The following is a 14,491-nucleotide window of genomic DNA, read 5'->3' as shown; positions in this document are numbered from 1 at the left end:
AACTGCAAAGGCAGCCCAGAAGTCGCCATAAGCGCCCGCCGCGGTTGCGGCATCTCGCTTTCAAATTCGTAGCACTCACTTTAGCTACGTTTATCACCTTCGACGAGTGCCGCTGATGTTCAAGGCTTCGCACCCTTGACTGTCGCAGGAACGCGCTGTGGCCAACCTCCGGCCAATGATTTGTAGACGCCTATGGCAGCGCTTGAGCTACTCAAGTGACTCGTTGCGTAAGCGTCTTCTGCCTGGAGTTCCACCCGTTCGGCGTCTAATAGATCAAGCAGCCCGGTCGCTCCCTCTCTGAATCGGATGTTTGCGAGGTCGGCCGCGCGCTTACTGTCCAACGCTGCCTGGTGAAGCTGCGCATCTTGCTCCCGAAATCGCGCATATCTTACAAGTGCGTTTTCGACGTCCTCTAATGCCAGGAGGACTGTCTGCTGGTATTGAGCAAGTTGAGCGTCTCCGTCTGCTTCGCTGGCCGCAATCCTGGCTCGCACTCTGCCCCTGTCCAAAAAGGACCAGTCAATGTTGAGGCCAGCCAGATTTACAGGACTTACTCCATCGAAGGGCGAATCAGCGTGGTACTGGAACATACCTAAGAGTCCTGCAAAATTGACCCGCGGAAACAGGTCTGCCGTCGCGACGCCGACTTGCTCGGTTGCGGCATGAAGACGCTGCTCCGATGCGTTGACATCAGGGCGACGCCGAACTAGATCTGCTGGCGTGCCCGGGTCGATCCGTTCCGGAAGATCCGGCAAAGGCTTTTGTGTCTCTAGTTCTGCCGCGAATGCGTCCGGAGATTGACCGCATAGTACTGCCAATCGATGTTCATCCAAGGTGATCGCGGCAAGGAGTGCGGGAATTCGCGACGTTGTGCTTTCGAGCAATGTGCGGGCTCTGGCTATATCGAACTGTGTTCCTCTTCCCGCAGAGTAAGTGGCCTCCACAAGCTTTACCGTTCGATCCTCATTCTGTGCATTCTGTCGTGCGACGCGGAGAAGCTCCTGCTGGCCTCGCAGGTCGATATAGGTTGATACAACCTCACCTGTGATCGTCACCTGCATCGCTGCGAGGTCGTTGGCACTGGCGAGGAGTTGTTGATGCTGGGACTCCATGTTGTGGCGGATGCGCCCAAAGAAATCGAGCTCCCAACTGGCGTTGATCGTTGAATTCGAAAAGCGATCGTTCCGCGGGAAACCGAAAGCTTGGTTTGCTGCCAGCCTCTGCCGCCCGGTATCTTCGCTTGCCGTCACCGTCGGATATTTGTCGAATTTGCTCAAGCGCAAAAGAGCATCCGCCGTATCGTAGTGAGCGAGAGCCATTCTTAGATCGTTGTTCGTTGCTAAGGCTCGCTCAACAAGAGCCGTTAATTCCTGATCATGGAAGCTATGCCAAAACTCTGGATCAGATGCATCGGCTCTGGGCGACGTATCGGGTTCAGGCGTGGCAGGCGCCGTAAATTGAGCGGGAAGAGTCACATTTGGGCGCTTGTAGTGTGGCCCGACGGAACAAGCGGTGGAGCCCAACATCATCACCATTGCGAGCAGGACGTTAGATGTGCGCATCGTTTCCTCCCTCTTGACGCAACGGTGCTCCGTTCCACTTGCGCAGTGCCACGTAGAAAACCGGGGTTAGAAAAAGGCCGAATAGTGTGACGCCGAGCATTCCGGAGAACACTGTAACGCCCGTCACCTTTCTCACTTCACTGCCTGCACCATGACCCAGAAGCAGCGGGACGGAGCCGGCGATGAACGCGATCGATGTCATGATGATGGGACGGAGACGCAGATGGCAGGCTTCCAGAGCGGCCTCTACGGGACTCTTTCCTTGGAATTCAAGTTCGCGAGCAAACTCGACGATCAGGATTGCGTTTTTGCATGCAAGACCCATCAGCACGACCAGGCCAACCTGAACGAAGATGTTATTGTCTCCGCCGGAGAGCCACACGCCAAATAAAGCAGCGAAGATACAGACTGGAACGATCAGGATCACAGCGAGCGGAAGCGTCCAGCTCTCGTACAGCGAAGCCAGGACGAGAAATACAAGCAATATGGCCAACGGGAATACAACCGCGGCAGCTTGGCTCTGAGTTGTTTGCTGATAAGTCAGATCTGTCCACTCGAGAACCATGCCGGGAGGCAGGGTCTTCTTTGCGATCTCAGTGATCTTGTCGACCATCTGCCCGGACGAGAATACTCGCGGGTCGGCATCTCCGATGACATCTGCGGCCGGATAGCCGTTGTAACGCATCACAGGGTCAGGACCGAACGCTTGGGTGACGGTCGCGATCGACCCGATCGGAACCATCTCGCCGGCACCATTTCGAACCCGGAGATTGGTGATGTCCTCGGGGTGTTGACGATACTGACTGTCCGCTTGAACCATCACGCGGTAGACTCTGCCAAACGTGTTGAAGTCATTCACGTAGAACGAACCGAGGTACGTCTGGAGCGTGTCGAACACTTCAGTCAGAGATATACCTTCAGACTTTGCTTTCTCTCGATCTACCTGCACTTCGAGTTGCGGGATGTTCGACTGATACGACGAAACCGGAAACGTCATGCCTGGCGTTTGCGACACGGCGCCTTGAAACGCCGCGAGCCCATTCTGGAGGGCACCATATCCAAGACCCGCACGGTCCTCAATGTACAGTGAGTAGCCCGATCCATTGCCAAGGCCCTGAATAGGTGGCGGCATTAACGCAAAGGTGATCGCGCCATGGATGTGAGAATACTTTTCGTTGATTTCGGCTACGATCTGCTGCGCCGACTTGTGACGTTCATTGAACCCCTTGAGACGAATATATGAAGTGGCGAGGTTAGGAGTGTTCGCGGTTTGCAACGCATTGTAGCCAGATATCGCCGGCAACATGAGAACTCCGTCAACCTCGTGAGCAGTGCGCACCATCTCTCTCAACGTGGCGTCAGTGCGCGCCAGAGATGCGCCTTCCGGGAGCTTCGCCCCTCCAAAGAGGTAGAGTTGATCCTGCGTTGGAATGAAACCGCCAGGCACTCGGTTGAACAGCACGTAGATCGATCCGAGCAATAAGACGTAGACGAAAAATACTCCGCCACGGAAACGGAAGCTGCGTCCGACCACCCCTTGATACGCCTCGGAGCTGCGCTGGAAGAGGCGATTGAACGGACGGAAGAACCAACCGAAGGTACGGTCGATTGCTCGCGCAAGCCAGTCCTTCTTAGTGCCAGGTGCACGGAGGAGCTTCGCTGCAAGGGCTGGCGAAAGGGTTAGCGAATTGATCGCGGAGATGACTGTCGAGATTGCAATGGTGACGGCAAATTGCTTGTAGAACTGCCCGGTGATGCCTGTGAGGAACGTCATCGGCACGAAGACCGCGCATAACACCAGGGCGATTGCAATGATTGGGCCGGAGACCTCTTTCATTGCACGATGTGCAGCTTCGCGTGGGCTCAGCCCATGCTCGATGAACCGTTCTACGTTCTCGACCACTACGATTGCGTCGTCCACTACGATGCCAATCGCTAGAACAAGCCCGAATAAAGTCAGCGTGTTGATAGAGTAGCCAAGCACATAGAGCCAGGCAAACGTGCCGACAATCGATACAGGGACTGCGATCAACGGAATGATCGAAGCACGCCATGTCTGTAGAAAAACGATGACGACGAGCACGACTAGAATCACCGCTTCGATCAAGGTGTGCTGCACAGCCTCGATCGAGTCCCGCACAAATACGGTCGGGTCCCAGAGGATCTGATATTCAACATCTTCGGGGAACGACTTGGATAGCTCATCAAGCTTGGCATAGACCTGCTTGGCCACTCCGAGCGCGTTGGCCCCTGGAGTAAGGAAGATGCCGAGGATGGTGACGTCACGTGTGTCGATATAGGTGTGCAGCGTATAGTCGCTCGAACCTAGCTCCACGCGCGCCACATCCGAAAGGTGAACGATCTGCCCACTGGAACCGGATTTCAAAACGATGTTGCCAAACTCTTGCTCCGTTGTGAGGCGTCCACGAACATTGATGGAGGTGAGGAAGTCTGGTTTGTTCGGTGAGGGCTCAGAGCCGAGTTGGCCCGCCGAGACTTGCACGTTCTGCTCGCGGATCGCGTTCACAACATCATCTGAAGTAATTCCACGCGCGGCCAACCGATTTGGATCAAGCCAAACACGCATCGCGTAGTCGCCGGCGCCAAGCATCTGGACGTCACCAATACCGGTCAAGCGCGTTAGCTCATCCTTGACATGGAGAACTCCGTAGTTGCGAAGGTAGAGCGCATCAGATTTGCCATGCTTCGATGCCAACCCTACATACATTAGAGGAGTTGGCGACTGTTTTTGCGTCGTTACCCCAAACTGGCGTACCTCATCCGGAAGACGGGAGAGCGCTTGGCTGACGCGATTCTGCACTCGCACGGCGGCTGTATCCGGATCGACTCCAGGACGAAACGTGACGATCACCTGAAGGCTGCCGTCTGAACCGGCGACAGACTTCAGGTACATGATGCCTTCGACGCCGTTGATGGCTTCTTCGAGCGGCTCTGCAACCGTCTCTGCGATAGCTTTAGGGTTGGCTCCCGGATAGTTGGTGCGCACAACCACGCTCGGTGGAACGACTTCGGGATACTGTCCCGAAGGAAGGATAGGAATTGCGATCAGCCCAAGGCAAAAGATAATGATGGACAAGACGATCGCAAAGATGGGGCGATCGATAAAGAATTTTGAAAGATCCATGGCCGTGGTCTCCTTACTTCGTTCCTGCCGCGGCAAGTTGGGTTGAAGCCTCCATCGTGGTCATCTTCGGCGCAATAGGAGCGCCGGGGAAATAGATTAGTTGCAGCCCTCCAACAATCACTTGATCATGCGGACCCAACCCGGACTTCACGATGCGCAGTCCGTCTGCAGTTCCTCCGAGCGTGATCTCTTTGCGTTGAGCCGTATTGCCAGGACCAACTATGTAGACGTATTTGCGGTTTTGGTCAGTTAGGACGGCCTTGTCGTCGATGAGTACGGCTTGCAAAAGGGCAGCGCTTTGCAACTGGACGCGTGCAAAGAGACCTGGCGTCAATGTGTGTGTGGGATTCGGAAGCACGACCCGGGCTCGAATCGTTCCCGTCGAAGGGTTGAGTGAATTGTCGACGAAGTCGATGTGTCCGATATGCGGAAAGCCTTCTTCGTCCGCAAGTGCCACCCGAACCGGATTGTCTGATCCCACTCCACTCCCGCGATGTGAGTTTTGCTGAAAACGCAGGTAGCTTTGCTCATCGCAATCGAAGTAAACGTAGACGGGGTCCACGGAGACAACCGTGGTAAGAACCGTTTGGTCTGCCTGCGCAAGATTTCCCAGCGTCAATTGCATACGGCTCGTGCGGCCATCAATCGGCGATCGCACCTCTGTGTAGGACAAGTTCAACTCTGCCGATGCGACAGCGGCTTCCGCCGCCTTGACGCGGGCTCCGCTTTGAAGCAGGTCGGAACTTCTGTTTTGGAGTTCTTCTTGAGACACTGCGTCTGAGTTCTTGAGCCGTTGCGTACGGTCTGCCTGAATCTTTGCGAAATCGGCGGCTGCGTGTTCCCGGTCGAGCTCCGCTTTCGCGCTGTCCGCGACGTCTTTGTAGGGCCGTGGATCGATCACGAATAGGAGATCCCCGCGACGAACCATCTGCCCTTCTCGGAACGCAATGCGATCGATGTAACCCGTGACCCGGGGGCGAATGTCCACATAGTTCGTCGCCCAGACGCGGCCGTTGAACTCATCGGAGACACGCACCTCTTTCATGACGACAGGCGCCGCCTCGACAGGGGCAGCGGACGCGGCTGGCTTAGCATCTGGTGCGTGCTTGCACCCAGCAGTGACGGTAAGGATGCCCAAAACGAGCAATATAAAACTAGAGCTCGCTAGCGATGATCCTTGTTTGAGAATGGCTTGCATCTAGACTCTCCAAATCTTGTATCGCGCTACTTCCTACCAGGCGCACGACGATACCTTCATAGAACCAACGTTTCAAATAGATGCCGTCAGACACAATGTGATTCAGAGTGGTGCAACTTTTTTGGGAATGCGTGCTCCAATAAGGCGTAGGAGGACCGCGCTACCACGAGGTGTCCCGCGTCCTTCAACAGAGAGTCAGCACTAGAGACTGCGATACTTCTCTTCCGAAAAGAGAATACGAAGCGGACCAGTATTGATGCTGTCGTGGCGGTGATGGATATTTGTATCTCAGATCTTTATTCCTCAGATTCAGGCAGCTCTTGGAATCGAGAGAGAAGACCTAACCAGTTAGTCGAGAGTGCACACGGCAGATAGAACCCCAACGCGATTCTCACGGATGTTTCGTGCTAGATTGCCCGACTTCACAGGGAAATCTGATCCCATCACGATACTGAGGTTAAGTTCATTTGTAGGCGGGTTTGCCGCGGTTGACTTCCACCAATCGAGAGCGATCTTGGTGTCGTCGGACCAATGCATCACCTTGAATCCCGCATGCTCGAGCGTCGCCCGTGTCTCGCCTTCGCGGAGTAGGAAGCTGGTTGAGGCATCCCGCGCCCAAGGGGCTGGATACACGATATCGCCATCACGAAGCACTATGTCGTGGATGGCGAATCGGCCTTTTGGTTTCAGGACGCGACGAACCTCAGCATAGAGAGCGACACGGTCTTCGATATTCATCGCTACATGGTGAAGGAACACGACATCAAAAGACGCCGCTTCAAGAGGCGTATGAAGGGCGTCGCCCACTTGGAAAGTCAAGCGATCAGATGGCCCGCAGCGTGCTGTAAGGTAAGTGGCGGCATCGATGAAAGACGGACTCAGATCGACACCCACGACTGTACAACCAAAAGTTTCGGCGAAATAGCGGGCGGGGCCGCCGATACCGCAGCCTAGATCGAGGACTCGCATTGTTGGAGATAGTCCAACGGCATCGGCCAAATCGGTAGTGGCGAGAATACCGCGGCTGTGGAAATGATCGATCGGAGCGAGTTGACTCACTGTGAGCGGCTGATCTTCTGGCGCGATTGTTTCGAGCGCAGCCTTGATCCTGTCAATGAGATCGGTGACGGTATAGTGCTCACGCACCTTGGATGCGGTATCTATCATTTGACTCTCCAGAAGCGGTTTGCATGCGACGCGCGGAAGCAAAGCCAGAGTGTCAAATCCCTTCGTGAATCCTTCATGCAGGAACGAACACGCGGGGGAGGAGATTTATTCCCGTAGCGAGGAACGAATCGGTACAAGACGATGTAAAAGCAGGAAGGTCTTTGAATCGGAGCGACGTATTTCGATCGTTTCCCGATCCATCGGGCACATGTAGTCGAAGCCCTTCGACTCAGGCTTTGCGGGGTATCCGGCGTAGCGGTTCATCAAGTCTCGCGGTTATTCGGAATGATCACCCCTCTCGCTGAAGGCATTCCCAGAATAATTCCGCTTTTGACGACCGTTGTTTATGTCCAAAGTGAGTGGGGTGTGAAATCGTACTTTAGCTGTTGCTGATCCTTTGAAGCTGCCATACGAGAAAGAGGGTTCACCGGGTTCGTCGGCGACGAATGTTTATCTGAGCGACGATCTTCGTGTCAAGGTGTTCGTATCCGACGCAGGCCGCCCCTGTCGGTCCTGCTCACTTTGTTCATCCCTCTGAAATTTTGACGAACCCTTCTTGTACAAGCTGCGTTGTCCTAGCCATTGCATCTGTGTTGATCTTGATGCCAGGAATTGTATCGGCATTCCCCCATCCATGAGACTTCGCAGTTGCACCGCAGAGTTCGACCTGCACACCCCGTTCCATTAGGTCGGTCATCAGTTTTCTGTATGGGTTGCCAGTAGAGATGTGCCGGTCTTTGTTGTATGCCTCATCGTGCAGAGTGACGTGCCCGGCATTCGTGTGGAAGACTGTTACAACTTGCGACTTAGTTTTCCAGTCCGCAATATCATCCACAATGAGTCCCATGTGAAAGATTGCTGCCGGGAGATCGCCTTCAAACGAGAGCGAGGCTACACTAAATACAATATTCACCTCGTTCATCTTGACCGGGATGTCGATATGGAGTGCATGTTCCTGAATGAGCATGGAGCGTCCTTCCTTTAAAGATAAGTTAGTTGGGATTACGAGTTTGTGTTCCCTCTTATGCATTTGGCTGCCGAGAAAGGCCTGCAGTTCTTCGTTTATTCGATTCGCGTGCGTCGTACGCATGCCGTGAGGAGCCCCGGCAATGATCTTCAGAGTCGCCCTCTTTTTTAACGAGCTTGGAAGACAGTTACACTGAATCGGCGATTGGGCCAATCTTATTGACATCACCATGAAGAGTCAGTGTTAGCATTTCAATTTCTTCAGGTCTTCCATCAAATTTCTTCGGAGTAGGCTTTAATACGGTCGTAAGAAGCGACGCTCGAAGATTGAGTCCTTGAGCCAGGAGCGCCTTGCGGACACCTTTCGAAATCTTGGCGTCAGGTCTTGTTGTAGCCATAAAACGGAATACTCAATTCAAGAAAGTATCGAGCCCGGTTACCGGCAACACCTGTTCGAGTTTCATTAAAACACCGAAACCGACAGCCTACGGGAATTCCTGTCGCTTTTGAGCATCATGAGGCAGTCAGATAATGAAACGGGTGCATTAGACGTGATTAATGCACCACGGTAGGTCGAAAAACCTCGTTCATTCCCACTACCTCGCCCTCACTTCTTCTTTTTGTAGGCGAATTTTCCTAGGCCATCGTCCACAGCCTCACTAGGAGATGCTAAAAGAATGCTTAGAGGGGCGGGTGTAAGTATAACTTCATCCAGATCGAAGGCGGCGGAAGAGAGAAGTTCGCGGAATTCCTTTCTTGTTCGTTCGCGTCCTCCGGGCACTGCGAGCATGAGAAGATCCAACCATTTTCCAAAACTGAACTCCGACGATTCGGGGATGACGTCCTCCAAAATTGCAAGCCGAGAGCCAGGCTTCATCGCCTGTCGAACCTTGCTTAGGAGAGCCAACGCTTCCGAATCGGTCCAGTCGTGAATGACTCCGTTCAAGAGATATAAGTCGGCGCCATGAGGTACTTCTTTGAAGAAATCTCCAACGATGTGCTCGATAGGCGCATGGGGGAGAGCCTGTTCCAGCACTTGAGCCTGATCGAACAAAATACCCCGGCTGGAAGGGAAAGCATTTAAGATATCCGCCAGTTGGACGCCTATGCCGCCACCGACGTCTGCGATGACTTCAAATTTGCCCCAGTCGTAGGAGTGGGTCACGGCTGGTGAAGTTCCTTTCCGCACGGTGCCCATCGCTTCGTTGAAGACCTCCCCTGCCCTAGGGTTGCGACGGCAAAACTCCCAGAAGTCATAGCCGTAGAGCTGATCGAAGGCTTTCTTGCCTGTCCGAATGCTCTCTCCTAAGCCTGCCCACGCTTCATATAGGCCTTGCCCGGTGGAAAGCTCAGCGCGTACAAAAGCCTCGAGTGAATACGGACCGTCGCTGCGCAGGCATTGGCTTTGTGGTGTGTTCGCGAAGACCATCGGCGAGATTTGTGTGAAGATGCCCAGACTCTCCAAGGCTCGCAACAAACGGAAGAGACTAGGTGAGTGAATTTTTGTCTGAGTGGTAAGAAGATCTACATGAAGTGGCTTCTCCGCAATACATACCGTTTACCAAACCCGCCCTAGCCATCAGCGACGCCGCCCAGATTAATAGCATCGCCAGTCAAGCCTTTGCCAATCGCTGTCTCAAGGAGATGGGCTATCTCCCCTATCAAGTTATCAGTCGTCCTTCTGACACCAGCCTCGTCTTTCTTCCACTGGTCGAATCTCTCCAGCAAGATCCGCTCGATCCCCTTGATCCATAACGCTCCAGCTCTTATATAGCCGCTCGTCTTCTCGGAAGAGTCTTTTCTTCTCCCATCCATCCGTCGAACGGCATCGCGGCTTGGCGCCGCCGCCAAACGCAGTTCCTTAGCTTCTAGGTGTCGAGCCCCACGCTGCTCTTCAACTCTAGGCGAGTTGGCGTTCGAGATCAGCACAGAGTAACAGGCGTCGATTCATCTTGAGGTGACTCAAAGTCCAAAGCGAATGATCGGGAAGCTAGTCCTCTTAAGAATCAGATCGAAAGTCTACTATACTGATACCGGCTCACCTTTTTAACATTCAACCGATAAGTAATGGTCTCTTCGACAAGAGGTCTTCTTGTTTGATCACGCGACAATATTCGCCGTTGCTCTCTGTCTTTATTGCATTTCTATCATCTTGGGCTTCGCGTTTGCAGGAAAAGTCAGAAGTCAAAGTGAAGAAAACTTTCTTACTGCGGGCCGAAGCATTGGGCCTTTGGTAGGTGGGGCCGCCTTGGCGGCGACCCAAATTAGCGCAGGGACCTTGGTGGGTACTGTGGGCAGACACTACGCTACCGGACTGGATTGGATCTGGATATGGCCTGGCGTGTGGTTCGGATGGCTAGTGTCCGCTGTCTTCATCGGTCCTAAACTGCGAGCCTGTGGGGCGGTGACGGTTCCGGATTACCTGTCGCTTCGATTCGAGAGCGCATTTCTTCGAGTCGCTTCGGCTCTCGTTATTATCTTTATCTATATCATTTCACTTACGGCGCAGTATCAGGCGTGCGGCATCATCTTTCAAACGGTCTTCGGCTTAAAGCCCATCTACGGAATGGGCATACTACTGATTGTGACTGCAATTTACACCACCGTCGGCGGTCTTCGGGTCAGTTCTTATATAGATGTAATTCAAGTTGCTATCATCGTTGGCAGTTTGGCAATTTCGGTGGTGATTTTGTTGAAGTACGCCGGTGGACTTCGAGCCACTGGAGATCTCTTGACGATGCTCGATCCCAAATTGATCCGTGGTTGGTATGGATGGGGCCAAATCATATCGCTTCAAGTGATCTTTGCTTTAGGGATCGCCTCGGCGCCTAACGAGATGGCCCGTCTGAGTTCCATGAGGGATAAAGCCACGGTTCGCTATGCAATCGGAGTATGTTTCATTATTCAAGCATTGATAAGTGTAGGCATTTTGATTGTTGGACTGGTCATTCGTTCCATATTTCCTTATCTACTTTCGGCAGATCAAGCAAGTCCCTTGATGTCGGTTGCAATTCTTCCACCTCTTGCAGGTTCCATTTTCCTCGTTGCCCTATTCTCCGCGATTATGTCGAACGTCAATTCCATTCTCCTGGTATCCAGTGGTAGTGTGTCGCACGACCTATATGGGAAATTTATAAATCCTTTTGCGAGCGAAAAAAGGAAATTACTATGCAATCGACTTAGCCTCGTCTTTCTAAGCCTTTTACCTGCGGGCCTTGCCCTTTATGGCTTCTCAGATGTGCAGTCTACAGTCTTAGCGGCTGCGCGGCTTGTTGGATGCTTCTTTTTCGTCCCGGTCATTTTAGGCTTGAACTCACGTTTCGGTTCTAGCTCTGGTGCGATCGCTTCCACATTGGGAGGGGGAATGGCCGCGATATATTGGGAAACTCGGAATAGCGAAAGGTTTGCATCGATTGATGGAGCCGAGATTGGAATTCTGACTGCTTTCGGACTATATATCCTCGTAGGAAACTTTACTCCGCGAGTTTCGCAGCAGACGCTACGACGTTTTTTTGGAGAAAGATAATGTGGCCATTCAAGCACATTATCTTTTTATTCGTTGCTCTTCTTGGATTAGGCAGCGTCAGTTCAGCGACCGACATAAAACGGCTCATTGCGTATGAATGTGTTCTGGAAAAGTACGACAAGAGGACAGCAATTATTTCAGTCACAATCAGTACATCGCAAGGTAGAAGCGATTCGCCGGATGCGATCATCTTGAGGGCAGACAAACGCGTGGTGATCACCGACTTAGATTTGAAGAATAGAGGTTATCCCAGTGAGGAGGGGAATTTTGAGACAAGCGAAGGTGGAGTCCGAATCGCAACCAATTTTGCAAATTCCATGCCGGTGGTACTTACCTACAAAGTGACATCAAGGGATGGCGAGTTGTCTAGATTCCCATTGCCAGTCCCTCTCATCATGCCTAATGTGGGAGGCGCGTCGGTCCACATCGTTCTTCATCTGTCGCCTACGGACGCAATCTTCGGAGATATATTTCCTTCGTTCAAGGAGATTGGACCTGGAGAATGGAGAGCCGAGTTGACCAATGTGCCAAGCATAATCCTCTTCCAGAGTAAGACTAGGCTGCACATCTCGTGGAGAGAGCGATTTTTGACCAAGGCGTGGCTTGCCGATTTTGGAATTATAATTTTCGCCATCTCAAGCATCACGATTCTCTATTTGAGATATAGTTCGCGTTCGACCATTGCCGAGGAACCATGGGCCTAAGCGGAAAATTTGGTGCCTTCATAGCTTTTGCAACCGTGTGGATTTTGTTCTATTTCGCCTGGGCTATGTTTGCGAACAAGAGGGATAGATAATGTCAGATAACCTAATGTCATCTAATCAATCGTAGTTTCTTTATTCTGGCAGTGTGACGATTCCAGCTCTCGCCTTAGCTATTTCGAGGGAAAACTTATCAATTTCGTATTGAGGGCGCATCACCATTAAATGATTTTTCGTCTTCTGTGACAATGTGTCCCATAACTCTGTATAGATGATTATTAAGGGTTTGGCTGGAGATCTGAGAGCTTTCAGAATGTCCGCTTCTGTGGAAGCTTGTTTCACTAGGAAGTGCACACCTATATCGGCGAATGCTTCCTCGTAAGAGTCGGCGAACGACTGACCATTTTTATCGAATTCATCGGGATGGGTGAAGAGCCAGACTGGGGAGTTTGGCTTTAGAGAAAGAAGTTTCTGCCTGAAATCAGGGCGAAATGTCACCTGGATCGGGATGATTTCAACCTGCTTGGTAAAACCCGCCTGTTTTATTTCTTCGGCTGCTCTTTCAAGGCGATGATACGGAGTGATAGCGTAGCGGATAAAATCACCCTCCGTTAAAACCGCCCGAAGGTTATGCAGAACAGCCGGGACGACAGGAATTCCCCAAAAATGAGAGATTTCCTTGGCGCGTTCGCTGGCAATATGCATATTTGCATCGATAAAGACCAACTGATTGTTGTCTCGACTGCTTTCCAGCGCTTGAGAAAGGAGATAGCGGCCGAAAACGATCTCATTTATTTTCAGTTGGCGGACTCTGCCTAGAGTTTGTTTGATCAGCAGATTTAGCTCTTTGACGCGTTGCTTCGTTTCCGTTATCGGAACGACAACGTCTCGGACGCTAATGCGCCGGCCTTGCTTGATCTCGAGCAGGCCTTGATCTTTGAGCTCCATATAGGCTCGGCGAATGATGGCTCGCCCTACACCAGAAGATGCCTCCAGATCTCGAATCGAAGGTAAAGTGTCCCCTGGTCTCAACTCGCCCAAAAAGAGTGCGATTGAAATCCGTTCCTTGATTTGCGTCGAAACAGGAACGGGGGAATCTCTAGAAATCCGAATTCTCATCGATTGAATTAAAGCACGGTTGAAGCAACGTGACGATGTGTTCTTGCGGTCGCGTGCGCATTTCTGAATGGGGATTGACTTTCAACTGTTACGCTAATATAACAGTTGTCACAAACAATACACAGAGATTCATTCGCAACGCCGTTTAAATGCCGCCATTTTTAGGAGGTGTAGCGGCAACCATCTCCTAAGATTCGTCTCTGCTGCCCCCGATCTCAAAATAGTCTGACCGCCAAGTTGCGGGTTCAGATTTTTCTTGGTTATGGTTCTGGTATTTGGTCACGCTTTATGTCCACAACGTTGTGGCGCATGGACTGTCAACGATGAAGTTGAAAGGCAATGCAACATTTACGTCAGTGATCATAAAGGGGACTCTATGGAACTCGTAGGCCAAAACACAGATGAGACGAGAAATCTTGAATTCCTTCACGATATTAGCCGGCGTATAGCGGCTGCTGATCCATTCCATTCCATTCTTCGCCATATCCTTGACTTCATCATGGATGTAGTCCATTGCAATTCTTGTTTTATTTACACCCTGGAAGGGAATAGGCTCATGCTTCGGGCATCCAAAAATCCTCATCTGGACTTGTTGGACCGTATCAGTCTCAAGGTTGGGCAGGGTATTACCGGCTGGGTGGCTGAACATGATGAGACAGTGTCTATTCCATGCCACGCTTCCAAAGATCCGCGCTTCCAAATGTTTAATCAACTTCCTGAAGATCGATATGAGGCCTTTTTATCTGTCCCGATCCGTTGCCGAGGCCAAGTTGTAGGAATTATCAACTTGCAACATCGACAGCCGCACCATCACACGAAACACGAGATTGGGCTCATCTCCACAATTGGATTCTTAGTAGGAGCGGAACTCGAATTGGCGAGGCTTGAGGCAGAACATGCAGAGATGCAGCGTCGACTTGATACGCGCGCACTGATGGAGCGCGCGAAAGCAATATTGCAACGCCAACTCCAAATAAACGAGCAAGAGGCATATTTCATACTTCAAAAAGGGAGCCGCCAGAAGCGTAGGTCGGTCCGTGAGATTGCTGAAGCCATTATTCTCAGTGACGAGTTGCGAATGGCCAACAAGTAGAAATAACGTTCTAC

Annotated in this window: 12 protein-coding genes; 3 read left to right on the top strand and 9 right to left on the bottom strand. The window is 51.9% G+C overall.

The annotated features are described in order from the left end of the window. Nucleotides 1-119: 119 nt before the first annotated feature. From HB393_RS05720 to HB393_RS05685, 8 genes are all read right to left on the bottom strand, one after another. Entirely contained in the window at nucleotides 120-1,562 is a 1,443-nt protein-coding gene (locus tag HB393_RS05720) for an efflux transporter outer membrane subunit (RefSeq protein ID WP_213804206.1), read from the bottom strand. After that, a complete protein-coding gene (locus tag HB393_RS05715) occupies nucleotides 1,549-4,707 on the bottom strand; it encodes a multidrug efflux RND transporter permease subunit (protein WP_213804205.1) in 3,159 nt (1,052 codons plus the stop codon). The genes HB393_RS05720 and HB393_RS05715 overlap by 14 nt, the downstream gene beginning before the upstream one ends. A 13-nt stretch (nucleotides 4,708-4,720) precedes the next feature. Continuing rightward, the gene (locus HB393_RS05710; RefSeq protein WP_213804204.1) at nucleotides 4,721-5,905 is read right to left on the bottom strand and encodes an efflux RND transporter periplasmic adaptor subunit; all 1,185 of its coding nucleotides are present in this window, start codon (nucleotides 5,903-5,905) and stop codon (nucleotides 4,721-4,723) included. A gap of 348 nt (nucleotides 5,906-6,253) precedes the next feature. Continuing rightward, entirely contained in the window at nucleotides 6,254-7,072 is an 819-nt protein-coding gene (locus HB393_RS05705) for a methyltransferase domain-containing protein (RefSeq protein WP_213804203.1), read from the bottom strand. Between the two features lie 526 nt (nucleotides 7,073-7,598). Beyond that, a complete protein-coding gene (locus tag HB393_RS05700; RefSeq protein ID WP_213804202.1) occupies nucleotides 7,599-8,039 on the bottom strand; it encodes a DsrE family protein in 441 nt (146 codons plus the stop codon). Nucleotides 8,040-8,226: 187 nt separating this feature from the next. Continuing rightward, nucleotides 8,227-8,436 carry a hypothetical protein gene (locus tag HB393_RS05695; protein ID WP_213804201.1) on the bottom strand — a complete coding sequence of 70 codons (210 nt, stop codon included), beginning with the start codon at nucleotides 8,434-8,436 and terminating at the stop codon, nucleotides 8,227-8,229. Between the two features lie 209 nt (nucleotides 8,437-8,645). After that, nucleotides 8,646-9,503, bottom strand: coding sequence for a methyltransferase (locus HB393_RS05690; protein WP_213804200.1), 858 nt, complete (start codon nucleotides 9,501-9,503; stop codon nucleotides 8,646-8,648). 107 nt (nucleotides 9,504-9,610) lie between these two features. Further along, on the bottom strand, nucleotides 9,611-9,889 hold the full coding sequence (locus HB393_RS05685; RefSeq protein ID WP_213804199.1) for a hypothetical protein: 279 nt from the start codon (nucleotides 9,887-9,889) through the stop codon (nucleotides 9,611-9,613). A gap of 241 nt (nucleotides 9,890-10,130) precedes the next feature. On the opposite strand from HB393_RS05685, the gene HB393_RS05680 reads away from it, so the two are divergent. Then, the gene (locus tag HB393_RS05680) at nucleotides 10,131-11,564 is read left to right on the top strand and encodes a sodium:solute symporter family protein (protein ID WP_213804198.1); all 1,434 of its coding nucleotides are present in this window, start codon (nucleotides 10,131-10,133) and stop codon (nucleotides 11,562-11,564) included. Then, complete coding sequence (locus HB393_RS05675; RefSeq protein WP_213804197.1) at nucleotides 11,564-12,268, top strand: hypothetical protein; 705 nt, start codon at nucleotides 11,564-11,566, stop codon at nucleotides 12,266-12,268. The genes HB393_RS05680 and HB393_RS05675 overlap by 1 nt, the downstream gene beginning before the upstream one ends. Before the next feature lie 132 nt (nucleotides 12,269-12,400). Here HB393_RS05675 and HB393_RS05670 read toward each other — a convergent pair whose 3' ends face one another. Then, the gene (locus HB393_RS05670) at nucleotides 12,401-13,384 is read right to left on the bottom strand and encodes a GntR family transcriptional regulator (protein ID WP_213804196.1); all 984 of its coding nucleotides are present in this window, start codon (nucleotides 13,382-13,384) and stop codon (nucleotides 12,401-12,403) included. 376 nt (nucleotides 13,385-13,760) lie between these two features. On the opposite strand from HB393_RS05670, the gene HB393_RS05665 reads away from it, so the two are divergent. Further along, complete coding sequence (locus tag HB393_RS05665; RefSeq protein WP_213804195.1) at nucleotides 13,761-14,477, top strand: GAF and ANTAR domain-containing protein; 717 nt, start codon at nucleotides 13,761-13,763, stop codon at nucleotides 14,475-14,477. Nucleotides 14,478-14,491 lie beyond the last annotated feature (14 nt).

Origin of the sequence: Granulicella sp. dw_53 (assembly GCF_018449545.1) — a bacterium.
Taxonomy (GTDB): domain Bacteria; phylum Acidobacteriota; class Terriglobia; order Terriglobales; family Acidobacteriaceae; genus Edaphobacter.
Note: the sequence above shows the minus strand (reverse complement) of the source record. Positions and strands in the feature narration are given on the sequence as shown.

What these genes read in the sequence shown, in the direction of transcription:
- HB393_RS05700 (WP_213804202.1), bottom strand. Translation starts at nt 8,039, where the DNA reads ATGCTCATTCAGGAACATGCACTCCATATCGACATCCCGGTCAAGATG.
- HB393_RS05715 (WP_213804205.1), bottom strand. Translation starts at nt 4,707, where the DNA reads ATGGATCTTTCAAAATTCTTTATCGATCGCCCCATCTTTGCGATCGTC.
- HB393_RS05665 (WP_213804195.1), top strand. Translation starts at nt 13,761, where the DNA reads ATGGAACTCGTAGGCCAAAACACAGATGAGACGAGAAATCTTGAATTC.
- HB393_RS05695 (WP_213804201.1), bottom strand. Translation starts at nt 8,436, where the DNA reads ATGGCTACAACAAGACCTGACGCCAAGATTTCGAAAGGTGTCCGCAAG.
- HB393_RS05705 (WP_213804203.1), bottom strand. Translation starts at nt 7,072, where the DNA reads ATGATAGATACCGCATCCAAGGTGCGTGAGCACTATACCGTCACCGAT.
- HB393_RS05710 (WP_213804204.1), bottom strand. Translation starts at nt 5,905, where the DNA reads ATGCAAGCCATTCTCAAACAAGGATCATCGCTAGCGAGCTCTAGTTTT.
- HB393_RS05670 (WP_213804196.1), bottom strand. Translation starts at nt 13,384, where the DNA reads ATGAGAATTCGGATTTCTAGAGATTCCCCCGTTCCTGTTTCGACGCAA.
- HB393_RS05675 (WP_213804197.1), top strand. Translation starts at nt 11,564, where the DNA reads ATGTGGCCATTCAAGCACATTATCTTTTTATTCGTTGCTCTTCTTGGA.
- HB393_RS05720 (WP_213804206.1), bottom strand. Translation starts at nt 1,562, where the DNA reads ATGCGCACATCTAACGTCCTGCTCGCAATGGTGATGATGTTGGGCTCC.